Raw genomic sequence first — 26,194 nt, 5'->3', positions numbered from 1 at the left:
GGCACGCCTCACGGAGTCACGGTGGACGTCGGGGCGGTCCGGACGGGGTACGTACGGACCGCCACCCCCTCGTCGTCCAGGCACTGCCCCGACTCCAGGTCGAAACGCTGCTTGAGCAGGGGTGACGCCACGAACGGACGCCCCTGCGCACAGCCGATCAGACCGCGCGAGAGCACGTGCGCGCCGGTGAAGGGATCCCGGTTGCTGATCGCGTACGGGCGGCCCGCGCGGTCGACGAAGACCGCTGCCTGGCTGCCGTCGGGCAGCAGGGCCGCCACGCCCCGCCCGGGGATGATCGCCGACAGTTCGCACACCGTCAGCCAGCCCTCGGCCACGCGCAGTTCCACGGTCATCGGGTGCCTCCCAGGGGTTCGAGGGTCAGGACGGTCAGGTCGGGCTTGACCTGCTCGCGCTCGGCGACGAACTTCACGGTCGGATCGGGCGCGCCGGGCGCGTTGACGAAGGACACGAAGCGGCGCAGCCGGTCCGGGTCCTGGAGGGTCTCGGCCCACTCGTCGCGGTAGTGGGCCACGTGGTCGGCCATCAGGGACTCCAGCTCCGCGCACAGCCCGAGCGAGTCGTGGACGACCACGTCGCGCAGGTGGTCCAGGCCGCCCTCCAGCCGCTCCAGCCAGGCGGAGGTCCGCTCCAGCCGGTCGGCGGTGCGGATGTAGAACATCAGGAACCGGTCGATGAGCCGGATCAGCTCGGCGTCCGAGAGGTCCTGGGCCAGCAGGTCCGCGTGGCGCGGGGTGGCCCCGCCGTTCCCGCCGACGTACAGGTTCCAGCCACTCGCGGTGGCGATCACGCCGAAGTCCTTGCTCTGTGCCTCCGCGCACTCGCGGACACAGCCCGACACCGCCGACTTCAGCTTGTGCGGGGCGCGCAGGCCCCGGTAGCGCAGCTCCAGGTCGATGGCCATCCGTACGCTGTCCTGGACGCCGTAGCGGCACCAGGTCTGCCCCACGCAGGACTTCACCGTGCGCAGCGCCTTGCCGTACGCGTGCCCGGACTCGAAGCCGGCGTCGACCAGACGGGCCCAGATCTGCGGGAGCTGGTCCACGCTGGCGCCGAAGAGGTCGATGCGCTGACCGCCGGTGATCTTCGTGTAGAGGCCGAAGTCCCGGGCCACCTCGCCGATCACGATGAGCCGGTCGGGGGTGATCTCCCCGCCGGGGATCCGCGGGACGACCGAGTACGAGCCGTTGCGCTGGAGGTTGGCGAGGAAGTGGTCGTTGGTGTCCTGCAGGGCGGCCTGCTCGCCGGCCAGGACGTAGCCGGGGGCGCCGATGGTCGGGGCGAGCGAGGCGATGATCGAGCCGACGGCGGGCTTGCAGATCTCGCAGCCGTCGCCGCCGCGCGCGCCCTCGCGCCCGTGGCTGTCCAGGAGCTGCTCGTACGAGGTCAGCCGCAGGGTGCGGACGATCTCGTAGAGCTCGGCGCGGGTGTACGGGAAGCAGCCGCAGAGCCCCTTGTCGGTGGCGGCCGGCAGCAGCTGGCCGATCACCTTCAGGCAGCCGCCGCAGCCGGTGCCCGCCTTGGTGCACTTCTTGACCTCGGGGACGGTGGTGTACGCGGTGATGGCCTTCTTGGTGACGTTGTGGCAGGAGCAGATCACCGCGTCGTCGGGGAGGGAGGACGGCCCGAGGGAGACGGACCCGCCGGCGCCGGCCGGCAGCACCAGCTGCTCGGGGGCGGCGGGCGGGACGCTGCCGGTGAGCGGGCGCAGCAGGCCGTACGCGTCGGCGTCGCCGACCAGGACCCCGCCGAGCAGCACCCCGTCAGGGGCGACGACCAGCTTCTTGTAGACCCCCGAGCGGGAGTCGGAGTAGACGACGTCCAGGCAGCCCTCGGTGGTGCCGTGGGCGTCGCCGAAGGACGCCACGTCCACGCCGAGCAGCTTGAGCTTGGTGGACAGGTCGGCGCCGGTGAACTCCGCCTCCCGGCCCAGGAGGTCGTCGGCGGCGGTCTCGGCCATCTCGTAGCCGGGGGCGACCAGCCCGTAGACGCGGCCGTCGACGGCCAGCGCGCACTCGCCGATCGCGTAGACGTGCGGGTCGGAGGTGCGGCAGCGGGCGTCGACGGCGATACCGCCGCGCTCGCCGACGGTCAGGCCCGTGTCCCGGGCGAGCTGGTCGCGGGGGCGGACGCCGGCGGAGAAGACCACCATCTCGGTGGGGACGGTGGAGCCGTCGGACAGCAGCATTCCGGCCACCGAGCCGTCCGGCCCGGTCACGACCTCCTGGGTGCCGACCCCGGTGTGGACGGTCAGGCCCATCGACTCGATGGTGCGCAGCAGGGCCGCGCCGCCGCCCTCGTCGACCTGGACGGGCATCAGGCGGGGCGCGAACTCCACGATCCGGGTGGCCAGGCCCAGCCCCTGGAGCGCGCCGGCGGCCTCCAGGCCGAGCAGCCCGCCGCCGACGACCGCGCCGTGCGTGCGGCCCTTGGCGTACTCCTCGATGGCCAGCAGGTCCTCGATGGTGCGGTAGACGAAGCAGCCCGGGGCGTCCTTGCCGGGCACCGGCGGGACGAAGGGGTAGCTGCCGGTCGCCAGGACCAGGACGTCGTACGGGAAGACCTGGCCGGAGCGGGCGGTGACGGTACGGGCCTCGCGGTCGATGCCGACGGCCGGGTCGCCGAGGTGCATCGCGATGCCGTGGTCGTCCAGGAACCCCTCGGGGGTCAGGGAGAGGTCCTCGGCGCTGCTGCCGGAGAAGTACGAGGTGAGGTGGACGCGGTCGTAGGCCGGGCGGGGCTCCTCGCAGAGCACCGTGATCCGGTGCGTGGCCGTCACGCCTCGCTCGGCGAGCGCCTCCAGGTAGCGCTGGCCGACCATGCCGTGACCGACGAGGACGAGCGCGGGCCGGTGCGGGGGGTTGCTCATGATCAGGAGCCTCCGTCGTCGGTGAACAGGTGGAACAGTCCGTCGGTGGGGAGCAGGGCCTCGTCGCCCTCCCAGGTGCGCGCGAGCGCGCCCACGGTGGCGAGCTCGCCGAGCAGGACGCCGCCGACCAGGCGGTCGCCGCGGACGACGACCTTGCGGTAGGTGCGGCGGGTGGCGTCGGCCAGGCGGACCACGTCGTCCCCCGGGCGCGGGGTGGTCTCGCCGAAGGCGGCGAGGTCGAGGGGGCGGCCGTCGGGGCTGCCGGTGGGGAGGGTGAGCCGGGTCAGGGCGCGGGTGCCGGTGTAGCGGGCGGCCGGCCGGCCCAGGAGGACGTCGGCGAGGACGTCGGCCTGTTCCAGGGCGGGCCCGGCCAGGCCGTACGTCCGCCCGGCGTGCTCGGCGCAGTCGCCGATGGCGTGGATGCGCGGGTCGGAGGTGCGCAGCCGGTCGTCGACGAGGATGCCGGTGCCGAGGTCCAGCCCGGCGGCCTGGGCGAGCCCGACGCGCGGCCGGACACCACAGGCGAGCACGACCAGGTCGGCGTCGAGCCGGTAGCCGTCGGCGAGCTCGACACCGGTGACCGCCCGGGGCACGGGGGCGCCACGGTGGCGGGCGCCGGGGGTCCGGCGGGCAGGGGCGGACGGGGGGTGCGGGGACTCCGTGGACTGCGGGGGCCGAGTGGACTCCGTGAACTCCATGGACTCCGGGGACTCGAGGGGCTCCGGGGGCAGCGGCGCGCGGTACGGGGTCAGCGCGGGAGGGACGGGGGTGGTGGTCAGGCCGCGGACGCGGCACTCGGTGTGGATCTCGACGCCGAGGCCGCCCAGGTGGGCGTGGAGCAGCGCGGACGCCTCCTCGTCCAGCTGGCGCTCCATCAGGCGGGCGCCCTGCTGGGCGATCACCACGCTCGCCGCGCCGCCGCCGCGGGCGGCCAGCGCGCGGGCGGCCGAGACCCCGAGGAGACCACCGCCGACGACCACCACCCGTGCCCCGGGCCGGCGCGCGAGCGCCTCGGACAGGGCCAGGCAGTCGTCCATGGTCCGGAACGGGTGGACCCCGTCCGGGAGTTCCCGCCCGCCCGGCTCGAACAGCCCGCGCAGCGGCGGCAGCACCGGGTTGGACCCGGTCGCCAGCACCAGGGTGTCGTACGGCTCGGCGCTGCCGTCGTCGCAGTGCACCAGCCGTTCGGCCCGGTCCACCCGCACCGCCCGCACCCCGCGCCGCAGCGCGGGCCCGGGGTCGGGCAGCGCGGCGACCTCGGCCGGGTACCGGCCCGCGAGCACCTCGGCCAGCAGGACGCGGTTGTACGGGGCGTGGCCCTCCTCGCCCAGGACGGTCACCGTCACCGGAGCCGGGGCGAGGCGCTGGGCGAGGCGCAGGCCGGCCAGGCCGCCGCCGATCACCACCACACGCTGTTGCGAGGTCATGGCACGAGCGTGCGGGCCCGCTGTTTCCCGGCCGCATCGTCGTTGTTACCCGGACGGAACGCTGACCTCCTCCCGCCCGGACGGGGCCTGTGAGCGCACCCCGGCCACGCCCGCGGCCCACGGCATTAAGGCCTGCCCAGGCCTTGCTCAAGGGCGCCTTAAGGATCTTCAGCGGGGGGTGTCCGGCGCCTAGCGTGGCGGCATGCGAGATACGGCGGGGCGGGTCAAGGGTGCGGTGCTGGGCGGGGCCGGTGCGGTCACCCTGCTGTGGGCGGCGCAGGTGCGCCCCTCCGCGCGGCTCGACGCGCTGTTCGCCACCGGCGCCCACCTCACCGGCCTGCTCGCCGGGTACGGCGTCCTCGTCATGCTCTTCCTGATGGCCCGGGTCCCGGCCGTGGAGCACGGTGTCGGCGCCGACCGCCTCGCCCGGTGGCACGCCGCCGGCGGCCGGCCCGTCCTGCTGCTGGTCGCCGCCCACGGGGTACTCGCCCTGCTCGGGTACGCCGTCCACCACGGCGTGGACGTCCTGACCGCCGGGCGCGGGCTGCTCGGCTACCCCGCGCTGGCCGCCGCCACCGCCGGCGCCGTCATGCTGGCCGCCGTGGGGGTCGCCTCCGCCCGCGCCGTACGCCGCCGGATCTCCCACGAGACCTGGCGCGGGATCCACCTCACGGTCCACCTCGCCGCCGCCCTCGGCTTCGTCCACCAGCTCGCGGGCCCTGATCTGGCCCCGGTCGCCTGGCTCTGGGCGTTCGCGCACACCGTGGTCGCCGTCCTGCTCCTGTGGTACCGCGCGGTGGTCCCCGTACGGCAGGCCCTGCGGCACGGCCTGCGGGTCGCCGAGGTGCGGGCCGAGGGGCCCGGAGTGGTCTCGGTGGTCGTATACGGGGAGCACCTGGCCGAACTGCGGGCCGAACCGGGCCAGTTCCTGCGCTGGCGGTTCCTCCAGCGCCGGCTGTGGCACACGGCCCTGCCGTTCTCGCTGTCCGCGCCGGTACGGGACGACACCCTGCGGATCACCGTCAAGGCGCTCGGCGGGCACACCCGGCGCATCCGCCGGCTGCGCCCGGGGACCCGGGTCGTCGCCACCGGCCCGTTCGGCGCGCTGACCGCCGCCCGCCGGACCCGGCCCAAGGTGCTGCTGATCGCGGGCGGGGTCGGCATCACCCCGCTGCGCGCGCTGTTCGAGACGCTGCCCGGCGGGCCCGGGGACCTGACCCTGCTCTACCGGGCCGGAGCCGCCGAGCACCTGGTGCTGCGTACGGAGCTGGAGGCCATCGCGGCCGAGCGGCGGGCGGGGCTGCACTACCTGCTGGGGCCGTCGGACGCCGCGTACGACCCGCTGGCCCCGCAGGCGCTGCGGGCGCTGGTCCCGGACCTGGCCGAGCACGACGTGTACCTGTGCGGGCCGCCGGGGATGGCCGGGGCCACGACGGCCGCGCTGCTGCGGGCCGGGGTGCCGGCCGGACGTATCCATTCCGAATGCTTCAGCTTCTGAGAGGGCGGCCCGTCATGCGCCATCCGCTGCACGTGGCCCTCGCCGTGGCCGTGGACCCGCCCGCCGAACCGCCCGCCGAACCGTCCGCCACGCGACCTGTCGGTGTGCCCGCCGCGCGATCCGTCGGCGCGCCCGGCCCGGGCGGGCGGCACCGCAGGCCCGTGGCGCGGCCGTGGGCCCGGGTGGCCGCCGTACCGCCGGCGCGGCGGCTCGCGGCCGGGCTCGGGCTCGCCGGCGCACTGGCCGCCACCGTCCTGACGGCCGCCCTGGAACCGGCGGCTCCGGTGGCCCCGGACCGGGTCCCGGCCCGGGAAAGCTCAAACCTTGCGCAAGAAACCGGAGATTGATGGCCTCTGCACCCATGTGATCCATAGGGTCGGGGCCGTGCCTGACATATCGACGACGATGATCATCGTGCTGTGCGTGGCCGCCGCGGCCGCCGGCTGGATCGACGCGGTGGTGGGCGGCGGCGGCCTGCTGCTCCTGCCCGCCCTGATGCTGGGTCTGCCCGGCCACGTCCCGCTGACGCACGCGCTCGGTACCAACAAGGCGGTGGCCATCGTCGGTACGACGGGCGCGGCCGTCACCTTCGCCCGCAAGGCGCCGGTCGACGTGAAGACCGCGGCCCGGATCGGGCTGGCCGCGATGGCGGGCGCGACGGGCGGCGCGCTGCTGGCCGGGGTGTTCAGCAAGGACACCATGCGCCCGCTGATCATGGTGGTGCTGCTGCTGGTCGCCGGCTTCGTGCTGTTCCGCCCCTCCTTCGGCTCCGTCCCGTCGGCCGGGCCGGTCGGGCCCGGCCGGGTCGCCGCCGCGATCGGCCTGGCCGGCCTCGGCATCGGCTTCTACGACGGCCTGATCGGCCCCGGCACCGGCACCTTCCTGGTCCTGGCGCTGACCGCGCTGCTCCACCTCGACCTGCTGACCGCCTCCGCCACCGCCAAGATCGTCAACGTGGGCACCAACCTGGGCGCGCTCGCCGTCTTCGCCGCCCGCGGCGAGGTGATGTGGCAGCTGGCGGCGCTGATGGCGGTGTTCAACCTGGCCGGTGGCATGGCGGGGGCGAGGATGGCCCTGAAGAAGGGCAGTGGATTCGTGCGCGCGGTCCTGCTGACGGTGGTCGCGGCGCTGGTGGTCAAGCTGGGCCTGGAGCAGTGGGCGTGAGGAGCTACGGCTACGGCTACGGCTATGGCCGCGGCTGTGGCCCGTACGTGCCCGTGAGGTGGGCGAAGACCACCACGTTGGCCGCGTAGCCGGTGCGCGGGGACCAGCGGCCGCCGCACGTGATCACCCGCAGCTCGGCGCGCGGGGCGGGCCCGTAGACCAGCCGGTCCGGGAACCGGGCGGTGTCGTACGCCTCGACGGCGTGGACGGTGAAGACGGCCGTACGCCCGTCCTCGCGCGGGATCTCGACGGTGGCCCCGCGGCGCAGCGCGCCCAGCCGGTAGAAGACGGCCGGGCCGCTGGCGTGGTCGACGTGACCGGCGACGATGGCGGTACCGACGGCTCCGGGAGTGGTGCCGTCGCGGTACCAGCCGGCCAGGGCGCGGCGGGCGGGCGGGGGCACGTCCAGGCGGCCCTCGGCGTCCAGGCCCAGGCCGGTCAGCGGGGCGTCGACCTCGATGGCCGGGATCCGGATCCGGGTGGGCCGGGAGCCCGCCAGCGGGGCGGCGTCCTTCCCGGGCCGTCCGGTGCGGCCGGTCCGCCCGGTCGCCCCGTCGGCGCCGTCCGTCACGTCCGTTCCCTCCATCCCGTCCGTTCCCTCCGTCCCGTGCGTGCCGCCGGTCGCGCCCGCGCGGCCCAGGCCTTCGGAGGCCGGGGGCAGGGGCGGCCGGACGCGCTCGGCGGAGCCGCTCGTGACCAGCCAGACGCCGGCGCAGGCGGCGAGCGCCACCAGGCCGATGCGGCCGGATCTCCCGGACGCGGCGCTCATGGGCACCCCCTGGTCGGTGGAGAGGGCCGTCGCCCGGCCCCGCGAACGGGGGGGACCTCGCGGGGGCGGGCGACGGGGGGCGGTACCGGTGACGGACCGCGGCCGGGGCCGCGGTGGGCGCCCGTCAGCCCCGCGTGCCGCTCGCCCGGCGACGCAGGAGCCAGGTACCGCCGACGGCGGTGGCGGCCAGCACTGCCGCACCCGCCGCGATCTTGGTGGGATCGGCGGTGGTCATCGCCGCGCCGCCTACTCCCGTGTGCACGTGGCCCTGCGGGCCGCGTTCGGTGACGACCAGGTCGCCGGTGGCGAACTTGCCGTTGGCGCAGGTCGCGCCGATGCCGTAGGTGCCGGGGGGCAGGCTGTGGCCGACGTGGAACTGGCCCACGACCACCTCTTTGCGCGGGCCCGGCGCCAGCCGGAAACGGCCCCCGCCGACCGTGGTCGCATCGCCGTCCGCGTGGCTGCCGGAGCCGCAGGCGGTGGTGTTGACCGTGACGGTGGTGCCGGGTGCCGCCGACTTGGGCCAGACCTCCAGCGGGGCGAAGTCGCCCGCAGAGAAGACGCCGACGCCGGTGCCGAGGTCCGCCGCCGCCACCGCGCCCGCGACCGGGCCGGCGAACGCGGTGGCGGTCAGCACGGCGGCGGTGAGCAGATGGGCGGTACGGCGGCGCATGGGGGCTCCTGCGGATCCTGAACGACGGACGCGGGGTCGTGTTTCCGAGGTAAACCGGCGTCGGCCGCCCGCGCTTGTCGAGGCGGTCGGCGGGCCCCGGGCCGGAGCCTGCGTGCAGGAACGTTTTGGCACGTCAGCGCCACCGCCGAGCCATCCGGGTCCCCCCTGCCCGTCCGGGTGACGAGGACCCCACCGCCCCGGCTGCCGCGCGTCAGGCCGCGGGCAGGACGACCTCGGCCAGGGCGCCGCCGCCGGGGGCGTCGGCCAGGGTCACGCGGGCGCCGATGACCTGGGCCTGGCCCAGGGCGATCGTCAGGCCCAGCCCCGTGCCCTGACCGCGTTCGGCGGCGCCGGTCAGGAACCGCCGCGGGCCCTCGGCCAGCAGGGTGGCGGGGTACCCGGGCCCGTGGTCGCGGACGCTCACCCGGGTGCCGCGGACCGTGACCTCCACCGGGTCGCCGCCGTGCCGCCGGGCGTTGGCCAGCAGGTTGGCCAGGATCCGCTCCAGGCGGCGCGCGTCGGTCCGTACGGCCGTGCCGGTCCCCGCACCCGTCAGGTGCGCGGTGACGCCCGAGCGCTGGACGATCGAGGCGACCAGCGGGCCCAGCCGGTGGACGTCCAGGGCCGGTTCCTCGCAGCGCGCGTCCAGCCGGGCGACCTCCAGCAGGTCCTCGGTCAGCGTGCGCAGCGCGGCCACCCGGTCCCGTACGAGCTCGGTCGGCCGCCCCTCGGGCAGCAGCTCGGCGGCGGTGTGCAGGCCGGTCAGCGGGGTGCGCAGCTCGTGCGCGACATCGGCCGTGAAGCGCTGCTCGGCCTCCAGCCGCCGCTGCAGGCTGGCCGCCATGGTGTCCACGGCACTGGAGAGTTCGGCCACCTCGTCCCGGGTCCCGGGTGCCCCCGAGGGGCCGATCCGGGCGTCGAGTTCCCCCGCGCTGATCCGCCGCGCGGTCTCGGCGGCGCGGCGCAGGTCCCGGCTGAGCCGGCCGGCGATCAGCGAGCCGCCGACCGCCGCGAGCGCCACGACGCCCGCGCCGTAGGCGATCAGCTGCTGGTCCAGCTCGGTGAGGTCCTCCGCCTCCTCCTGCAGCGACTGGCGCACCGACAGCACGTGCGTGCCGCCGATCGGCCGGGCCGCCCACACGGCCGGGTCCGGTCCGGTCATCTGGAGGTACGTGATGCGCCGGCCCGCGAGCGCGGCGGCGCGCAGCTCCTCGGGCGCCTGGGCGCAGTCGATCCGCGCGTCGGTCTCGCCGATCCTGCCGGGATCGAGCTGGCCGGTCAGCTCGTACACCTGGCGGACCCGGATCAGCTGGTTGACGGCGGTCTCGCGGGCGGCCTCCGCCACCTGGCGGACCCGGGCCTCGTGGATGAGCAGGCCGATGGTGAGCGCGACGAGCGAGCAGCCGCCCGCCAGCAGGACGGAGATCTTCCAGCGCAGCCCCGGGGCGGACAGCAGCCGCCGGCAGCGGGTCAGGGCCGGCCTCACCGCGGGGCTCCGACGGGGGGACGGGGCGTCGCCGACGGAGCGGTACCGGCCGGCGGCGGGCCCGGCGGGATGCTCGGCGGCGGGCTCGGCGGAACGCCGGGCGCGACCGGCTTCTCGTCGAGGTCCTTGCCCGGCGCCGGCTTGCGGTAGCGCTTCTCGTCCTGCACGACGGCCATCCGGTCGCCGTCCCAGCGGTAGCGGACGGCGTGCTCGACGCTGTCCTGCGCGGCGGTGCGCACCACCAGGTCGCGGCCCAGCGCCTCCACGGCCATCCGGGCGCCCGCCGTCAGCAGGACCGGGTAGACCCTGCCCTCGCGCGCCGTGTACGCCGCCAGCACGGTGCGGCCGCTCTCGGTGTCCGCGGCGACGACCAGATCGGGGTGCCCGTCGCCGGTGAGGTCCCGGTACACCGGCGGCCGCAGCCCCGCCCGGCCGGGCGCCTGGATCCAGCCCTGGGCGGCGTACGGCTTCATCCGCTGGTCGGCGCGGACGACGTCGAGCACGTCGACGCCCTCGCCGCCGAAGCCGCCCGCCGGGATCTCGGGCGCGTCCTCCAACGGCAGGGGCGGCGCCTCGCGCGTGGCCGCCGGGGCCCCGGGCGAGGTCGGTGAGGTGTCGGACCAGGCGGGCCACAGCGGGTCGGGGGACGGCTGGGCCGACACCGGCGGCGCGGGCTCGCCCGCGTCCAGCCCGCCGGGTGCGGCGCAGCCGCCGGCGGCGAGCGCGAGGCCGCCCGTGAGGACGCACACGAGACCGGCGAGGGCGCGGCGGGGGAGTCTGAACATGGCATACCGACGGTAGGCGGCGACCTTCACGGGCACCGGGAGGTTGTGTAACAGCGGTGCGTACGGTGGTCCCGGAGCCGTCACCCGGGACCTTCGACCCGGCCGACTGCCCCTTTTCGGGCCACTGTGTACCGTTCTATGCGAGAGGGAATCCCGTGACATCGGTCGATCGGCCAGAGATCCCAGAGATCCTCACCGTCCTGACGACCGTCGACGCGGCCGAGGCCGCGACGGCCCTGGCACACGGCGCGGTGGCGGCCCGCCTGGCCGCGTGCGCGCAGGTCGGCGCACCGGTCACCTCGGTCTACCGCTGGCAGGGCACGGTCGAGACGGCCCAGGAGCGGCAGGTGCTGTTCAAGACCACGGCGGCCCGCTACCCGGACCTGGAGGCCTGGCTGCTCCGCGAACATCCCTACGACACCCCGGAGATCATCGCCACCGCCGTGGTGCGCGGCAGCGCCGACTACCTGGCGTGGGTCGCGGCGGAGGTGGCCGGATGAGCCCGCTGCCCTTCTTCGTGTACGGCACCCTGCGCCCCGGCGAGTACAACCACGCCCTGTTCCTGCGCGGCCGCACGGTGGCCGAGGAGCCCGCCCGGCTCCCGGACGCGGCCCTGTACGACGGGCCGGGCTACCCGTACGCCGTCGACCACCCCGGCACCGAGATCGTCGGCGACCTGGTGACCCCGGCGGCCGGCGGGTACGGCGAGGTCCTCGCGGAACTGGACCGGCTGGAGGAGTACCACGGCCCCGACCGCCCGCTGAACGTCTACGACCGGCTGGCCCGCACCGTCCTGCGCGCCGACGGCACCCCGGTGCTGGCCTGGGTGTACCTGGCCGCGCCGCTGCTGGCCCGGCGGCTGTCCGAGACGGGCACCCGCATACCCGGCGGCGACTGGCTGACCCGCTACCCGAGGCCGGGCGACCCGGACAGACCCTAGACCCCTTCGGCCCCGGACCGACCGGCTCCTAGAGCCCCTCGGCGCCCCGGTTGCGCAGGCGCTGGCCGTACTGCTGGAGCACCCACAGCTCCTCCTGCACCGCCGTCAGCTGCTCCGACGGGGCGTGGGAGCCCAGGCGGGCCATGGTGCCCTGCACCTCGTGGACCCGGCGGTCGACGGCGCGCAGCCGGACCTGGACCAGCTGGACGCCCGCGTAGACCTCGTCCACCGACTTGGCGTGGATGGCCTCCACCGCCAGCTCGGTGACCAGGGCGCGGACCGTGTCGTTGGGCGCGGCGTCGCGGACCCGGGCCAGGTAGTCCTCGCCGCCGAGCGCCGCGCCGCCCGCGTCCTGGATCGCCTGGCGGACCGTCGCGTAGGGCGGCGCCGTGAACTCGTCCACGCCGTACGCGTCGAAGGCCGGCGAGACCAGCTCGGGCCGCTGCAGCGCCAGCTTGAGCAGCTCGCGCTCGGTGCGGTGGGCGGGGCTGCGCAGGTTCAGCGCGGGACCGGCCGGCCCCGGGGCGGGGGCGGGCACCGCCTCGTACGCCGGGCCGCCGCGCCCGGGACCGCCGCGCCCCGGACCGCCCTGCTGCGGGCGGCCGCCGCCACCGCCGTTGCCGCCGCCCGCGCGCTCGCGGGCCCAGCGGGCCAGCTGCGCGACCCGCTTGACCACGAACTGCTCGTCGCGGATGCCGAGCATGCCGGCCAGCTGGACCGCCGACTCGTGCTGGATCGCGATGTTCTTGATGTTCGCCACGACCGGCGCCGCCTCGTCCAGCGCGGCCGCCCGGCCCGCCGGGTTCTCCAGGTTGTGCCGGGCCACGATGTGCCGCAGCGCGAACTCGAACAGCGGCGTGCGCGAGTCCACCAGGGAGGCCACCGCGCCGTCGCCCTCCGCCAGCCGCAGCTCGCACGGGTCCATCCCGCCCGGCGTGATGGCGATGGAGGTCTCGGCGGCGAACTTCTGGTCGTCCTCGAAGGCGCGCAGCGCGGCCTTCTGCCCGGCCGCGTCCCCGTCGAAGGTGAAGATCACCTCGGCGGTCGCGTTGTCCATCAGCAGCCGGCGCAGGATCTTGATGTGGTCGCCGCCGAAGGCCGTGCCACAGGTGGCGATGGCGGTGGTGACCCCGGCCAGGTGGCAGGCCATCACATCGGTGTAGCCCTCGACCACGACCGCCCGCGAGGTCTTCGCGATCTCCTTCTTGGCCAGGTCGATGCCGTACAGCACCTGGCCCTTCTTGTAGATCGCGGTCTCGGGCGTGTTCAGGTACTTCGGCCCGTTGTCGTCCTCGCGCAGCTTGCGGGCGCCGAAGCCGACCACCTCGCCGGTGATGTCGCGGATCGGCCACATCAGACGGCCGCGGAAGCGGTCGATGGGCTTGCCGCTGCGGCTGTCCTGGGCCAGCCCGGACAGGATCAGCTCCTTGTCGCTGAACCCCTTGCCGCGCAGGAACCGGGTCAGGTGGTCCCAGCCGGCCGGGCTGTAGCCGACGCCGAAGTGCGCGGCCGCCGCCTGGTCGAAGCCGCGCTCGGCGAGGAACTTCCGGCCGATCTCCGCCTCGGGGCTCTCCAGCTGGTCGACGTAGAACTGCGCGGCGGCCTTGTGGGCCTCGACCAGGCGGATGCGCTCCCCGCGGCCGCTGGTGCCGGCGGTGTAGCCGCCCTCCTCGTAGCGCAGGGTGATGCCGGCCTGGCCGGCGAGCCGCTCCACCGCCTCCGAGAAGGAGAGGTGGTCGATCTTCATGATGAAGTCGAGGGTGTCCCCGCCCGCCTGGCAGCCGAAGCAGTGGTACAGCCCTTTGCTGGGGCTCACCTGGAACGACGGGGACTTCTCGTCGTGGAAGGGGCACAGGCCCTTGAGGTTGCCGCCGCCCGCGTTGCGCAGCTGGAGGTATTCGGACACGACGGCGTCGATCGGGACCGCGTCCCGGACCGCCTTCACATCGTCGTCGTTGATCCTGCCTGCCACGCGTGAATTCTACGGCCGGTCTCCGACAACCGGTGTCAGGCCCCCTCCCCGGCCACCAGCGACGACAGCGGAACGGACGGGTCCGCGAGCGCGTCCAGGTCCGGGGCGGCAGCCGTCCTGATCAGTGCCTGGATCGGGTCGGTGACGTCCCACACGTTGACGTTCATCCCGGCCAGCACCCGGCCCTCGGAGAGCCAGAAGGCGATGAACTCCCGCTTGGCCACGTCCCCGCGGACCAGCACCTGGTCGTACGTGCCGGCCGGCGCGTAGCCGGAGTACTCCAGCCCCACGTCGTACTGGTCCGAGAAGAAGTACGGGATCCGGTCGTACGACACCTCCTGGCCCAGCATGGCCCGGGCCGCCGCCGGGCCGCCGTTGAGGGCGTTGGCCCAGTGCTCCACGCGCAGCCGGGTGCCCAGCACCGGGTGGTGGGCGGCGGCCACGTCGCCCACCGCGAAGACGTCCGGGTCCGAGGTGCGCAGCGACGCGTCGACCGCGATGCCCCCGCCGTGCTCGCGGTCGACCAGCGCCAGCCCCGAGGTCTCGGCGAGCGCGGTGCGCGGGGCGGCGCCGATCGCGGCGAGCACGGCGTGCGCCGGGTGCTCCTCGCCGTCGTCGGTGCGCACGGCCAGCACCATGCCGTCCTGCCCCTTGATCTCGGTGAGCCGGGCCCCGAAGTGGAACCGGACCCCGTGCTCGGCGTGCAGCTCGCGGAAGAAGTCGCCGAGCTCGGGGCCGAGCACCGCGTGCAGCGGCGTGGGCTCCGGCTCGATCACGGTGACCTCGGCGCCGTACCCGCGGGCGGCCGCCGCGACCTCCAGGCCGATCCAGCCGGCGCCCGCGATCAGCAGGTGGCCGTTGTCCCGGCCGAGGGTGGCCAGGACCCCCTTGAGGCGTTCGGCGTGGGCGAGCCGGCGCAGGTGGTGCACCCCGGCCAGGCCGGTGCCCGGGATCTCCAGACGGCGCGGCTCGGCCCCGGTGGCCAGCAGCACCTTGTCGTAGTGCAGCACCGTCCCGTCCCCGAGGACGACCTTCCTGGCCTCGCGGTCCAGCTGGACGGCCGGCTGGCCCAGGTGCAGCTCGATGTCGGCGCGGGCGTACCAGGACGGCTCGTGCACGAAGACGCTGTCGCGCTGCTCCTTGCCGGTCAGGTAGCCCTTCGACAGCGGTGGGCGTTCGTAGGGGTGGTCCCGCTCGTCGCCGACCAGGATGACCCGGCCGGTGAAGCCCTCGGACCTCAGCGTCTCGGCCGCTTTCGCGCCGGCCAGCCCCGCGCCGACGATGACGAACGTCCGGTGTGCGTCGACCACCTGATGCCTCCTCATAACCTCTGCGTCACATGCGAGCACATGCGAGCGTCCCGCACCGAGCCTGCCGCGTGAAGGGGCCGTGGCCCGATCGCCTCACCCCCCGGCGCGTCGGGAGCGCCGGGTGAGACGTGCGTGCAACGAGCGTGCCGACGCGTCCGTGAGCGAGGCGATCTGGTCGATGACCGCGCGCTTTCGCGCCCGGTCGTCCGGCGCCGCGTCGAAGATCGCCCGGAACTGGGGGTCCAGGCCCTCGGGGGCGCGGGCCAGCAGCGCCTCCGCGAGTTCGGCCAGGACGATGCGCTGGTCGGCGCGGAGCCGCTCCTGCTCGTCGCGCTGCATGACGTACAGATCGGCCACGGCCTTGAGGACCGCGCACTCGTTGCGCGCCGCGCGCGGGACGACCAGCTCGGCCGCGTAGCGGGTGAGCCGGCCCGATCCGTACGCCTCGCGGGTGGCGCCCTCGGCGGCCAGGCAGAACCGGCCGATCAGCTGGCTGGTGGCGTCCTTGAGCCGGGCCTGGGCGACGGCCGAGCCGTCGTACCCGTGCGGCCACCACTCCTCGTCCAGCAGCCGGTCCAGGGCCTCGCGCAGCTCCTCGGGATCGGTGTCGGCCGGGACGTAGCGGCCGATGGCGACCCGCCAGATCTCGGCCCGCTCGGGCTCGGCCAGCAGCAGGTTGGGGTCGACGTGGGCGGCGTGCAGCCCGTCCTCGAAGTCGTGCACGGAGTAGGCCACGTCGTCGGCCCAGTCCATCACCTGCGCCTCGAAGCACTTGCGGTCGGCGGGCGCGCCGGCCCGCAGCCACGCGAAGACCGGCAGGTCGTCGTCGTACGCCCCGAACTTCACCGAGCCGGGGTCGGTGGGGTGGCCGCCGCGCGCCCACGGGTACTTCGTGGCGGCGTCCAGGCTGGCGCGGGTGAGGTTGAGGCCGACGCTGACCGGCTCACCGGTGCGCGGGTCGGGCACGAACCGCTTGGGTTCCAGGCGGGTGAGCAGCCGCAGCGACTGGGCGTTGCCCTCGAAGCCGCCGCAGTCCTTGGCGACGGCGTTGAGCACCTCCTCGCCGTTGTGCCCGAACGGCGGGTGGCCCATGTCGTGAGCCAGGCAGGCCGTCTCGACCAGGTCGGGGTCGCAGCCGAGGGCCGCGCCGAGCTCCCGGCCGACCTGGGCGCACTCCAGGGAGTGGGTGAGCCGGGTGCGGGGGCTGGCGTCCCAGTCGTAGGAACGGGTGCCGGGGGTGACCACCTGGGTCTTTCCGGCGAGGCGGCGCAGCGCGCCGGAGTGCAGCACGCGGGCGCGGTCGCGCTGGAAGGCGGTCCGGCCGGGCCGTTTGTCGGGCTCGGCGGCCCAGCGCTCGGTGTCGGCCGGATCGTACGAAGGAGTGGATGCGGTGCCTTCCATGCAAAGACGTTAACCGGAAGGACCGACAAACCGGGATCAGGCGGTGACGAGTTCCGGCCGGAACACGGTGCGGGGGCGGGCCAGCTCCCGGGCGGCGTCGTCGTAGCGGTGCAGCAGCAGCCGGGCGAGCGCCGGGTGGTCGCCGAGCGGGGCGGCGGCCAGGGCGGGCGCGGCGGCGGCGGTCTGGGCGGCGAACCGGCCCGGCGCGGCGAAGTACGAGGCCACGGCGATCCGGTGGTGGCCGCGGGCCGCCAGGGCCCGGACGGCCTCGGGCGCGGTGGGCGCGGCGGACGAGGCGTAGGCGGGCAGGACGGGCACGCCGTCGAGGCGCTCGGAGAGCAGGGCGGCGGTGCGGCGGGCATCGGCGGCGGACTGCGGGTCGCGCGAACCCGCCGCGGCGAGCACGACTGCGGTGCCGGGGGTCCAGCCGGCCTCCTCCAGCCGGTCGCGCAGGGCCTCGACGAGGAGCGGGTGCGGGCCGAGCGGGGCGGCGACGGCGACCCGCAGGTGGCGGGCGCGGGCGGCGGCCGAGGGGAGGTCGTGTTTGACGTGGTACCCGCGGCCGAGCAGGAGCGGGACGAGGACGGCGTCGCCGCGCAGGCCCTCCAGGGTGTCGTCGAGCAGCGGGGCGTTCAGCTCGATGTGGCCGAGCCGGACCTCGAGACGGGGCCGCAGCTCGCGGACCCGGTCGAGAAGGGCGTGGGCGGTGTGCAGGGCGCGGGGGTCGCGGCTGCCGTGCGCGACGGCGACGAGAGAGGGCTGCGGCATGGGCGGGCTCCGGGTGGGCGCAGGCTGCTCAGCTGACTGCCCAGCTGGATGGTGATGCGGCTGAGCAGTTCGGCCGCGCTGCCGAGGGGGAGGGGCATGGACACGGGAGGCTGCACCGGCTCCGTCATGAACCGATCCTGACGGCCGCAGATTGCGGGGCCGTTGCGCGGGGGTGACGGGTGTTTACCGGGACCTCACCCGCTCGTTCGTACGGGTGACAGGCCTGCGACGCCGCGCCGCCCGGGAACTGGGGACGGTGGCCGGTTCGTCCAACCGTGCGAACGAGGTACGAGGCGAGGGGGGACCGGTCATGAAGCTGCGGGGACGCGGAGGGCTGCCGGGACGCGGCGGGTTGCCGGGACGGGGTGGACTGCCGGGGCCGGGAGCTCCGCGGGGACTGCGCGGGCTGCGGGACATCCGGGTCCGGCGCCGTGCCGTCCAGGCCGTGATGCTGGCCTGCGTGCTGGCGCTGCTGCCCTCGGCGTGGACGCACGCCGAGGCGGCCGACCGGCTGCGCACCACGGCGACCGCCCCGGCGACGGAGGTCGCGGTGGTCTTCGGCGCGGGCCTGTGGAACGGGCGGCCCACCCCGTACCTGGCCCGCAGACTGGACGCCGCCGCCGAGCTGTACCGCACCGGCAAGGTCAAGGTCGTGCTGGTGACCGGGGACAACAGCCGCGAGGACTACGACGAACCCGGCTCGATGCGCGGCTACCTGCGCGAGCACGGGGTGCCGGACGACCGGATCGTCAGCGACCACGCGGGCTTCGACACCTGGGACTCCTGCGTACGGGCCAAGGAGATCTTCGGCGTCGAGCGGGCCGTGCTGATCAGCCAGGGCTTCCACATACGCCGCGCCGTCGCCCTGTGCCGGGCGGCGGGCCTGGAGGTGTACGGGGTGGGCGTCGACGACGAACACGACGCGACCTGGTACTACGGCGGCGCGCGCGAGGTCTTCGCGGCCGGCAAGGCGGCGCTGGACGCGACGTTCAGGCCGCGGCCGCACTTCCTGGGTCCCAAGGAGGAAGGGGTGTCGCGGGCCCTTCGGGCTCTGGCACACTGACGCGGCCCGGGGTATGACGATTAGTCATACCGCTCGTCATGCCGCCGGGGTCAGGGATCCCGATGTGTGCTGACGAGTGCAGAGGTGGTGCAGCCGTGGCTGTGGTTGATCTGAGCGGCAAGGTCGTCGTCATCACGGGGGGCGCGCGCGGGCTCGGCGCGGCCGCCGCGCAGGCCGTCGTCGACGGCGGCGGCACGGTGCTGATCACCGACGTGCTGGAGGAGGAGGGCGCCGCCACGGCGGCGAAGCTCGGGGACGCCGCGCACTTCCTGCGGCACGACGTGACCAGCGAGGCCGACTGGGAGACGGTCCTGGCGTACGCGGTCGACACCTTCGGCCGGCTCGACGGGCTCGTCAACAACGCCGGGATAGCCACCGGCCAGTTCCTCGAGCACGAGAGCGTCGAGCACTTCCGCCGCGTCGTGGAGATCAATCTGGTCGGCGTCTTCATCGGCATCAAGGCCGCCGTGCCGCACCTGCGGGCCGGCGGGGGCGGCTCCATCGTCAACATCTCCTCCGCCGCCGGCCTCACCGGCCTCCCGCTGACCGCCGGGTACGGCGCCTCCAAGTGGGGCGTGCGCGGCCTGTCGAAGATCGGCGCGGTGGAGCTCGCCGAGGCACGGATCCGCGTGAACTCCGTGCACCCCGGCATGACGCTCACCCCGATGACGGCACCGGTCGGCATCCAGCCGGGCGAGGGCAACTTCCCGGGCGCCCCCATGGGCCGCGTCGGCGCCCCCGAGGAGATCGCCGCCGCCGTCGCCTTCCTGCTCTGCGACGCCTCCGCCTACATGACGGGCGCCGAGCTCGCCGTGGACGGCGGCTGGACCGCCGGCCCCACGGTCCGCGCCCTCACGGGCCGGTGACCCGGGCCGGGAGGGTGCGCATTCCGGCCCGTAACGCGGGACGGCGGCAGGCGTAACACCGCCGTCGCATGCTGGCCGGCATGCACACCACCGCCACGCACTGCCCGTACTGCGCCCTGCAATGCGGCATGAACCTGCGCCCCGCACCGGACGGCCGGGCCGTGACGGTGGAGGAGCGCACCGACTTTCCCGTCAACCGGGGAGCCCTGTGCGGCAAGGGCCGCACCGCCCCGGCCGTGCTCTCCTCCCGGGTGCGCCTGACCCAGCCGCTGATCCGCACCCACGCCGGGCGGCTGGAGCCGGCCACTTGGGAGGAGGCCCTGGACGCCGTCGCGGCGGGCCTGGCCCGCACCCGCCACGACCACGGGCCGGACGCGGTCGGCGTCTTCGGCGGTGGCGGCCTCACCAACGAGAAGGCCTACGCCCTGGGCAAGTTCGCCCGCGTCGTCCTCGGCACCTCGCAGATCGACTACAACGGCCGGTTCTGCATGTCCTCGGCCGCCGCCGCCCACCAGCGCGCCTTCGGCCTCGACCGCGGGCTGCCCTTCCCGCTGGAGGACATCCCGCGCACCGGCTGCGTGATCCTCGTCGGCTCCAACCCGGCCGAGACCATGCCGCCGGCCCTGCGCTACCTCACCGAACTGAAGGAGAACGGCGGCACGCTGATCGTCGTCGACCCGCGGCGCACCCGTACGGCCGAACACGCCGACCTGCACCTGGCCCCCCGCCCCGGCACCGACCTGGCCCTCGCCCTCGGCCTGCTGCACCTGGTCGTCGCCGAGGGACGTACCGACGAGGCGTTCATCGAGGCCCGCACCACCGGCTGGCCCGAGGCCCGCGCCGCCGCCATGGCCCACTGGCCCGAACTGGTCGAGCGGATCACCGGGGTCCCGGTGCCCGCCCTGCGCGAGGCGGTCCGGCTCTTCTGCGCCCCCGAGTCGGCGATGGTCCTCACCGCCCGCGGCCCGGAGCAGCAGTCCAAGGGCACCGACACCGTCGGCGCCTGGATCAACCTGTGCCTGGCCACCGGCCGCGCCGGCCGCCCGCACTCCGGGTACGGCTGCCTGACCGGCCAGGGTAACGGGCAGGGCGGCCGCGAACACGGCCAGAAGGCCGACCAGCTGCCGGGCTACCGCAAGCTCACCGACCCCGCCGCCCGCGCCCACGTCGCCGGCGTCTGGGGCGTCGACCCCGACTCCCTGCCCGGCCCCGGCCGCAGCGCCTATGAACTCCTCGACGCCCTCGGCGGCGATGTCCGGGCCCTGCTCCTGATGGGCTCCAACCCCGTGGTCTCCGCCCCCCGCGCCGCCCACATCGAGTCCCGCATCCGCTCCCTGGACTTCCTCGCCGTCGCCGACGTCGTCCTCTCCGAGACCGCGGCGCTGGCCGACGTGGTCCTCCCGGTCACCCAGTGGGCCGAGGAGTCCGGCACCACCACCAACCTCGAAGGACGGGTGATCCTGCGCCGGCGGGCCCTGACCCCGCCGCCCGGCGTCCGCGGCGACCTCGACGTCCTGCACGGCCTCGCCCACCGCCTCGGCGTCGAGAAGGGCTTCCCGGCCGACCCGGAAGAGGTCTTCGAGGAGCTGCGCCGCGCCTCCGCCGGCGGCCCGGCCGACTACTCCGGCATCTCCTGGCGCCGGATCGCCGACGAGGACGGCGTCTTCTGGCCCTGCCCCGAGGGGGAGGCGGGCACCCCCAGGCTGTTCCTGGACCGGTTCGCCACCGACGACGGCCTGGCCCGCTTCGTCCCCGTCAGTCACCGCGACGCCGCCGAACTCCCCGACGCCGACTACCCGATCCTGCTCACCACCGGCCGCGTGGTCGCGCAGTACCAGTCCGGCGCCCAGACCCGCCGCGTCGACGAGCTCAACGCTGCCGCGCCGGGACCCTTCGTCGAGCTCCACCCCCGGCTCGCCGCCCGCCTCGGCGTCACCGAGGGCCGTCCGCTGGCGGTCGTCTCCCGCCGGGGCCGCGCCGTCGCCCCCGCCCGGATCACCGACGCCATCCGCGCCGACACCGTCTTCATGCCCTTCCACTGGCCGGGCGAGGGGCGCGCGAACACCCTCACCAACCCGGCCCTGGACCCGGTCTCCCGGATGCCCGAGTTCAAGGTCTGCGCCGTACGCGTGGAGCCGGCGGAGGGCTGAAACCGCCGGCGCACATCCGTACGACGTGCTTCGAGCGGCCGGGCGGCGGGTAACCATCCGGTCACGCAGCGGACTCAAAAAGTGCTCGCACGCCCCTCGTGGCGGCGATGTGTCGTACCCCACACTGAGTTGCGGTGCCTGAGTCCTCGGAGCCCTGGAGGTCGCCCCCGTGCAGACCCAGACCCTGACCGTGACCCTGACCGAGACCGCCGACGAGCCCGTGCCCGCGCCCGTGGCCGAGGCCGACCCCGAGGTCGAGGCCGTGGACGACGAAGCCGAGCCGCCGGAGCTCATCGAGAAGGTGCCGGATCAGCGGCGGCGGGCGGAGACCGGAGGCGGAGGGGGTCCCTCCGCCGACTTGTTCCGCCAGTACCTGCGCGAGATAGGCAGGATCCCCCTCCTCACCGCGGTGGAGGAGGTGGAGCTGGCCCGCCGGGTGGAGGCCGGGCTGTTCGCCGAGGAGAAGCTCACCTCCGCCCCCGACCTGGACTCCCGGCTCGCCCTCGACCTCGACAAGCTCGTCGTCATGGGCCGGATGGCCAAGCGCCGGCTCATCGAGGCCAACCTGCGGCTGGTGGTCTCCGTCGCCAAGCGGTACGTCGGGCGCGGGCTGACCATGCTCGACCTCGTCCAGGAGGGCAACCTCGGGCTGATCCGGGCGGTCGAGAAGTTCGACTACGCCCGCGGCTACAAGTTCTCGACGTACGCGACCTGGTGGATCCGGCAGGCCATGTCCCGCGCGCTGGCCGACCAGGCCCGCACCATCCGGGTGCCGGTGCACGTCGTCGAACTGATCAACCGGGTCGTGCGGGTGCAGCGGCGCATGCTCCAGGAGCGCGGCTACGAACCCACCGCCGAAGAGGTCGCCGTCCACCTGGAGCTGACGCCCGAGCGGGTCAGCGAGGTGCTCCGGCTCGCCCAGGAACCGGTCTCCCTGCACGCGCCCGTCGGCGAGGAGGACGACGTCGCCCTCGGGGACCTGATCGAGGACGGGGACGCGGCCTCACCGGTGGAGTCGGCCGCCTTCTTCCTGCTGCGCGAACACCTCGAAGCCGTGCTCTCCACCCTCGGCGAGCGCGAGCGCAAGGTCGTCCAGCTGCGGTACGGGCTGGCGGACGGCCGGCCCCGGACCCTGGAGGAGATAGGACGCATCTTCGGCGTGACGCGCGAGCGGATCCGCCAGATCGAGTCCAAGACCCTCAACAAACTGCGCGACCACGCCTTCGCCGACCAGCTGCGCGGCTACCTCGACTGAGGGGCGGCCCGCGGTCGCACCGGCCCCGGGAACGGTGCGGGGGCGCCGCGCGACGCGACGCCCCCACCCCCGCCGGCCGGCGTCCGCCACCGGCCGCCCGATCAGTCGACCTCGGCCACCGCCTGCGCGAACTGCGCCGCGTACAGCCGCGCGTACGCGCCCTGCGCCAGCAGCAGTTCCTCGTGCGTGCCCTGCTCCACGATCGAGCCGTTCTCCATCACCAGGATCACGTCCGCGTCGCGGATCGTGGACAGCCGGTGCGCGATCACGAAGGACGTCCGGCCGTGCGCCAGGCGCGCCATGGCCTTCTGGATCAGCACCTCGGTACGGGTGTCCACCGAGCTCGTCGCCTCGTCCAGCACCAGGATCACCGGGTCGGACAGGAACGCCCGCGCGATGGTGATCAGCTGCTTCTCGCCGGCGCTGACGCCCGCGCCCTCGTCGTCCAGCACGGTGTCGTAGCCGTCCGGCAGGGTACGGATGAACCGGTCCGCGTGCGCGGCCCTCGCCGCCTCCTCGATCTCGGCCCGCGTCACCTCGCGCGCCGCGCCGTACGCGATGTTCTCCGCGATGGTGCCGCCGAACAGCCAGGTGTCCTGGAGCACCATGCCGATGCCCGAACGCAGCTCCTCGCGCGTCATCTTCGCGATGTCCACGCCGTCCAGCGCGATCCGGCCGCCCGTCACCTCGTAGAACCGCATCAACAGGTTGACCAGCGTGGTCTTGCCCGCGCCCGTCGGGCCGACGATCGCGACCGTCTGGCCCGGCTCGACCGCCAGCGACAGGTCCTCGATCAGCGGCTTGTCCACCTCGTAGCGGAACGCCACCTTCTCCAGGGTGACCGCGCCCTTCAGATGCTCCGGCCGCTCCGGAACCCCGGTGTCCGGCTCCTGCTCCTCGGCGTCCAGCAGCTCGTAGACCCGCTCCGCCGAGGCGACACCGGACTGCACCAGGTTCGCCATCGAGGCGACCTGCGACAGCGGCATCGAGAACTGCCGCGAGTACTGGATGAACGCCTGCACGTCACCGATCGACAGCGAGCCCGAGGCCACCTTCAGCCCGCCGACGACCGCCACCAGCACGTAGTTGATGTTCGACATGAAGAACATCACCGGCTGCATGACACCGCTGACGAACTGCGCCTTGAAGGAGGCCCGGAACAGCGCCTCGTTCTGCTCGGCGAAGACCTGCGCGGACTCCTGCTGCCGGCCGAAGACCTTCACCAGGCTGTGGCCCGAGTACATCTCCTCGATGTGCGCGTTCAGCGTGCCCGTGGTCTTCCACTGCTCCACGAACTGCGGCTGCGACTTCTTGCCGATCTTCGCGGCCACGACGATCGAGACGGGCACGGTCACCAGCGCGACCAGCGCCAGCACCGGCGAGATCCAGAACATCATCGCCAGCACGCCGACGATCGTCAGCAGCGAGTTCAGCAGCTGGCCCATCGTCTGCTGGAGCGTCTGCCCGATGTTGTCGATGTCGTTCGTGGCCCGGCTGAGCACCTCGCCGCGCTTCTGCCGGTCGAAGTACGACAGCGGCAGCCGCGACAGCTTCGCCTGGAGCTCCTCGCGCATCCGGTACACGGTGCCGTTCATCACGTGGTTCGACAGCCGCGTCGCGACCAGCATCAGCAGACCCGCGAGCGTGAAGACCACCATCGCCCAGATCGCCAGCATGCCGACCGCGCCGAAGTCGATGCCCTCGCCCGGCGTGAAGTCCGTGCCCGACAGCATGTCCGCCATGCCGTCCTCGCCCTTGGCGCGCAGCCCCTCCAGGGCCTGCTCCTTGGTGAGCCCGGCCGGCATCTGCCGGCCCACGATCCCCGCGAAGACCAGGTCGGTCGCCGCGCCCAGGATCTTGGGGCCGACCACCGCGGCCGCGACGCTGCCGACCACGGCCACGACCATGCCCCACAGCTTGAGCCGGTCCTGCGCCAGCTGGCGCAGCAGCCGCCTGCCGGACCCCTTGAAGTCCAGGGACTGCTGGCCAGGCCCCATCATCATCCGTCCACCGGGCCCGCTCATGCGGCCTCCGCCTCCGTCAGCTGGGAGAGCACGATCTCCCGGTAGGTCTCATTGCCGGCCATCAGCTCGTGGTGGCGGCCCTCGCCGACCACCTGGCCCTCGTCGAGGACGATGATCCGGTCGGCGTCCCGGATGGTCGACACCCGCTGGGCGACGATCACCACGGTCGCGTCCTCGGTCTCCTGCGCCAGCGCAGCGCGCAGCGCCGCGTCGGTGGCGTAGTCCAGGGCCGAGAAGGAGTCGTCGAAGAGGTAGATCTCCGGGCGCTGCACCAGCGTGCGGGCGATCGCCAGCCGCTGGCGCTGGCCGCCGGAGACGTTCGTGCCGCCCTGGGTGATGGGCGCGTCCAGACCGCCCTCCAGCGCGGAGACGAACTCCTTGGCCTGCGCCACCTCCAGCGCCCGCCACAGCTCGTCGTCGCTCGCGTCGGGCCGCCCGTACCGCAGGTTGGAGGCGACCGTCCCGGAGAACAGGTACGGCTTCTGCGGCACCATGCCGACCGTCCTGGCCAGCAGCTGCGGCTCGATGCGCCGCACGTCCTCGCCGTCGACCAGCACCTCGCCGCCCGTCGCGTCGAACAGCCGCGGTACGAGCCCCAGCAGCGTGGACTTGCCGCTGCCCGTGGAGCCGATCACCGCGGTCGTCTCGCCGGGCCGGGCCACCAGGTCCACCCCGCGCAGCACCGGCGCCTCGGCGCCCGGGTAGCGGAAGTCGGCGCCGCGCAGCTCCAGCTGCCCGCGCCGGTCCAGCGTCCGCACCGGATCGGCCGGCGGGACCACGCTGGACTCGGTGTCCAGGACCTCCTGGATGCGCTCGGCGCAGACCTCGGCGCGCGGCACCATCATGAACATGAACGTGGCCATCATCACGGCCATCACGATCTGCATCAGGTAGGCGAGGAACGCCGTCAGCTGGCCGATCTCCATGCCGCCGCTGTCGATGCGCATCGCGCCGAACCAGACGACGGCCACGCTGGACACGTTGATCACGACGATGACGGTCGGGAACATCAGCGCCAGCAGCTTGCCGGCGGCCAGCGAGACGTCCGTCAGCTCGCCGTTGGCCCTGGCGAACCGATCCTTCTCGTAGTCGTCCCGCACGAACGCCCGGATCACGCGGTTGCCGGTGATCTGCTCGCGCAGCACCCGGTTGACGGTGTCCAGACGGTCCTGCATCTGCCGGAACAGCGGCCGCGTCCGCATCACGATCGCGCCGACCGACAGGCCGAGCACCGGCACGACCGCCAGCAGCACGCCGGAGAGCTTCACGTCGAGCGAGAGCGCCATGAGGATGCCGCCGACGCACATGATCGGCGCCGACACCATCAGGGTGAACGTCATCAGGACCAGCATCTGGACCTGCTGCACGTCGTTCGTCGTCCGGGTGATCAGCGACGGTGCGCCGAACTGGCCGAGCTCCCGGGACGAGAAGCTCTGCACCCGGTCGAAGATCGACGCCCGCATGTCGCGGCCGACGGCGGCGGCCGTGTGGGCGCCGTAGTAGACGGCGCCGACGTTGCACACCAGCTGCACGAGCGAGACGCCGAGCATCAGCGCGCCGAACGTCAGGATGTAGCCGGTGTCGCCGTTGACGACACCGGTGTCGATGATGTCGGCGTTCAGGGTGGGCAGGTACAGGGAAGCACTGGTCTGCAGCAGTTGGAGCAGCACCAGCAGGGCGATGGGTTTCCGGTACGGGCGCAGATGCGTCCGCATGAGTCGTATGAGCACGCGCAGGCTCCGGGTCGGCACAGGTC

Annotated in this window: 22 protein-coding genes; 9 read left to right on the top strand and 13 right to left on the bottom strand. The window is 74.3% G+C overall.

The genetic code is table 11. From position 1 onward, the window contains the following. Window positions 1-8 precede the first annotated feature (8 nt). Genes nirD through ACZ6KO_RS11065 form a run of 3 tightly spaced genes read right to left on the bottom strand, consistent with a single transcriptional unit; the run spans window position 9 to window position 4,314 of the window. Window positions 9-353: a nitrite reductase small subunit NirD gene (gene nirD / locus ACZ6KO_RS11075; protein ID WP_469302927.1), complete on the bottom strand. Its 345-nt coding sequence runs from the start codon at window positions 351-353 to the stop codon at window positions 9-11. Next, window positions 350-2,887: a nitrite reductase large subunit NirB gene (gene nirB / locus ACZ6KO_RS11070; protein WP_469302923.1), complete on the bottom strand. Its 2,538-nt coding sequence runs from the start codon at window positions 2,885-2,887 to the stop codon at window positions 350-352. The genes nirD and nirB overlap by 4 nt, the downstream gene beginning before the upstream one ends. A gap of 2 nt (window positions 2,888-2,889) precedes the next feature. Next, complete coding sequence (locus ACZ6KO_RS11065; protein ID WP_469302920.1) at window positions 2,890-4,314, bottom strand: NAD(P)/FAD-dependent oxidoreductase; 1,425 nt, start codon at window positions 4,312-4,314, stop codon at window positions 2,890-2,892. Window positions 4,315-4,516: 202 nt separating this feature from the next. On the opposite strand from ACZ6KO_RS11065, the gene ACZ6KO_RS11060 reads away from it, so the two are divergent. From ACZ6KO_RS11060 to ACZ6KO_RS11050, 3 genes are read left to right on the top strand one after another with little or no spacing between them, the layout of a single operon-like run. Beyond that, complete coding sequence (locus ACZ6KO_RS11060) at window positions 4,517-5,812, top strand: ferredoxin reductase family protein (RefSeq protein WP_469302916.1); 1,296 nt, start codon at window positions 4,517-4,519, stop codon at window positions 5,810-5,812. A 14-nt stretch (window positions 5,813-5,826) separates the two neighbouring features. Then, window positions 5,827-6,159 carry a hypothetical protein gene (locus ACZ6KO_RS11055; protein WP_469302914.1) on the top strand — a complete coding sequence of 111 codons (333 nt, stop codon included), beginning with the start codon at window positions 5,827-5,829 and terminating at the stop codon, window positions 6,157-6,159. Between the two features lie 37 nt (window positions 6,160-6,196). Continuing rightward, window positions 6,197-6,976 carry a sulfite exporter TauE/SafE family protein gene (locus tag ACZ6KO_RS11050; protein WP_469302909.1) on the top strand — a complete coding sequence of 260 codons (780 nt, stop codon included), beginning with the start codon at window positions 6,197-6,199 and terminating at the stop codon, window positions 6,974-6,976. A 22-nt stretch (window positions 6,977-6,998) separates the two neighbouring features. Here ACZ6KO_RS11050 and ACZ6KO_RS11045 read toward each other — a convergent pair whose 3' ends face one another. The 4 genes from ACZ6KO_RS11045 to ACZ6KO_RS11030 form a co-directional block, all read right to left on the bottom strand. Further along, entirely contained in the window at window positions 6,999-7,745 is a 747-nt protein-coding gene (locus ACZ6KO_RS11045; RefSeq protein ID WP_469302906.1) for a class F sortase, read from the bottom strand. Window positions 7,746-7,869: 124 nt separating this feature from the next. Further along, complete coding sequence (locus ACZ6KO_RS11040) at window positions 7,870-8,418, bottom strand: hypothetical protein (RefSeq protein WP_469302903.1); 549 nt, start codon at window positions 8,416-8,418, stop codon at window positions 7,870-7,872. Window positions 8,419-8,629: 211 nt separating this feature from the next. Further along, the gene (locus tag ACZ6KO_RS11035) at window positions 8,630-9,904 is read right to left on the bottom strand and encodes an ATP-binding protein (protein ID WP_469302901.1); all 1,275 of its coding nucleotides are present in this window, start codon (window positions 9,902-9,904) and stop codon (window positions 8,630-8,632) included. Further along, window positions 9,901-10,689, bottom strand: a complete 789-nt coding sequence (locus tag ACZ6KO_RS11030; RefSeq protein WP_469302898.1) for a hypothetical protein — start codon at window positions 10,687-10,689, stop codon at window positions 9,901-9,903. Before ACZ6KO_RS11030 ends, ACZ6KO_RS11035 begins: the two co-directional genes overlap by 4 nt. 179 nt (window positions 10,690-10,868) lie before the next feature. Here ACZ6KO_RS11030 and cutA point away from each other — a divergent pair, with 179 nt between their 5' ends. Further along, a complete protein-coding gene (gene cutA, locus ACZ6KO_RS11025) occupies window positions 10,869-11,189 on the top strand; it encodes a divalent-cation tolerance protein CutA (protein ID WP_469303870.1) in 321 nt (106 codons plus the stop codon). Beyond that, window positions 11,186-11,629 carry a gamma-glutamylcyclotransferase family protein gene (locus ACZ6KO_RS11020; RefSeq protein WP_469302896.1) on the top strand — a complete coding sequence of 148 codons (444 nt, stop codon included), beginning with the start codon at window positions 11,186-11,188 and terminating at the stop codon, window positions 11,627-11,629. Before cutA ends, ACZ6KO_RS11020 begins: the two co-directional genes overlap by 4 nt. A 28-nt stretch (window positions 11,630-11,657) precedes the next feature. Here the strand turns inward: ACZ6KO_RS11020 and dnaG are convergent, their stop codons facing one another. From dnaG to ACZ6KO_RS11000, 4 genes are all read right to left on the bottom strand, one after another. After that, window positions 11,658-13,601: a DNA primase gene (dnaG, locus tag ACZ6KO_RS11015; protein WP_469302894.1), complete on the bottom strand. Its 1,944-nt coding sequence runs from the start codon at window positions 13,599-13,601 to the stop codon at window positions 11,658-11,660. Window positions 13,602-13,636: 35 nt separating this feature from the next. Next, window positions 13,637-14,911 (bottom strand): NAD(P)/FAD-dependent oxidoreductase, encoded by a 1,275-nt coding sequence (locus ACZ6KO_RS11010; protein ID WP_469302892.1) that lies wholly within the window; start codon window positions 14,909-14,911, stop codon window positions 13,637-13,639. 93 nt (window positions 14,912-15,004) lie between these two features. Continuing rightward, on the bottom strand, window positions 15,005-16,312 hold the full coding sequence (locus ACZ6KO_RS11005) for a deoxyguanosinetriphosphate triphosphohydrolase (protein WP_469302889.1): 1,308 nt from the start codon (window positions 16,310-16,312) through the stop codon (window positions 15,005-15,007). Between the two features lie 36 nt (window positions 16,313-16,348). After that, window positions 16,349-17,080 carry a sirohydrochlorin chelatase gene (locus tag ACZ6KO_RS11000; protein ID WP_469302886.1) on the bottom strand — a complete coding sequence of 244 codons (732 nt, stop codon included), beginning with the start codon at window positions 17,078-17,080 and terminating at the stop codon, window positions 16,349-16,351. 310 nt (window positions 17,081-17,390) lie between these two features. On the opposite strand from ACZ6KO_RS11000, the gene ACZ6KO_RS10995 reads away from it, so the two are divergent. The 4 genes from ACZ6KO_RS10995 to ACZ6KO_RS10980 all read left to right on the top strand — a co-directional run bounded on the left by ACZ6KO_RS10995 (window position 17,391) and on the right by ACZ6KO_RS10980 (window position 22,414). Continuing rightward, window positions 17,391-18,143 (top strand): SanA/YdcF family protein, encoded by a 753-nt coding sequence (locus tag ACZ6KO_RS10995; RefSeq protein WP_469302884.1) that lies wholly within the window; start codon window positions 17,391-17,393, stop codon window positions 18,141-18,143. A gap of 101 nt (window positions 18,144-18,244) precedes the next feature. After that, on the top strand, window positions 18,245-19,009 hold the full coding sequence (locus ACZ6KO_RS10990; RefSeq protein ID WP_469303867.1) for a glucose 1-dehydrogenase: 765 nt from the start codon (window positions 18,245-18,247) through the stop codon (window positions 19,007-19,009). 80 nt (window positions 19,010-19,089) lie between these two features. Next, window positions 19,090-21,159 (top strand): molybdopterin oxidoreductase family protein, encoded by a 2,070-nt coding sequence (locus ACZ6KO_RS10985; RefSeq protein WP_469302882.1) that lies wholly within the window; start codon window positions 19,090-19,092, stop codon window positions 21,157-21,159. Window positions 21,160-21,313: 154 nt separating this feature from the next. After that, entirely contained in the window at window positions 21,314-22,414 is a 1,101-nt protein-coding gene (locus ACZ6KO_RS10980; RefSeq protein ID WP_469303864.1) for an RNA polymerase sigma factor, read from the top strand. 101 nt (window positions 22,415-22,515) lie between these two features. Here ACZ6KO_RS10980 and ACZ6KO_RS10975 read toward each other — a convergent pair whose 3' ends face one another. Both ACZ6KO_RS10975 and ACZ6KO_RS10970 read right to left on the bottom strand, forming a co-directional pair. Continuing rightward, window positions 22,516-24,438 (bottom strand): ABC transporter ATP-binding protein, encoded by a 1,923-nt coding sequence (locus tag ACZ6KO_RS10975; protein ID WP_469302879.1) that lies wholly within the window; start codon window positions 24,436-24,438, stop codon window positions 22,516-22,518. Beyond that, on the bottom strand, window positions 24,435-26,168 hold the full coding sequence (locus ACZ6KO_RS10970; RefSeq protein WP_469302875.1) for an ABC transporter ATP-binding protein: 1,734 nt from the start codon (window positions 26,166-26,168) through the stop codon (window positions 24,435-24,437). The genes ACZ6KO_RS10975 and ACZ6KO_RS10970 overlap by 4 nt, the downstream gene beginning before the upstream one ends. Between the last annotated feature and the right edge of the window lie 26 nt (window positions 26,169-26,194).

Source organism: Streptomyces sp. NPDC042102 (assembly GCF_055582305.1).
This window is presented reverse-complemented; position numbering and strand designations above follow the sequence as displayed.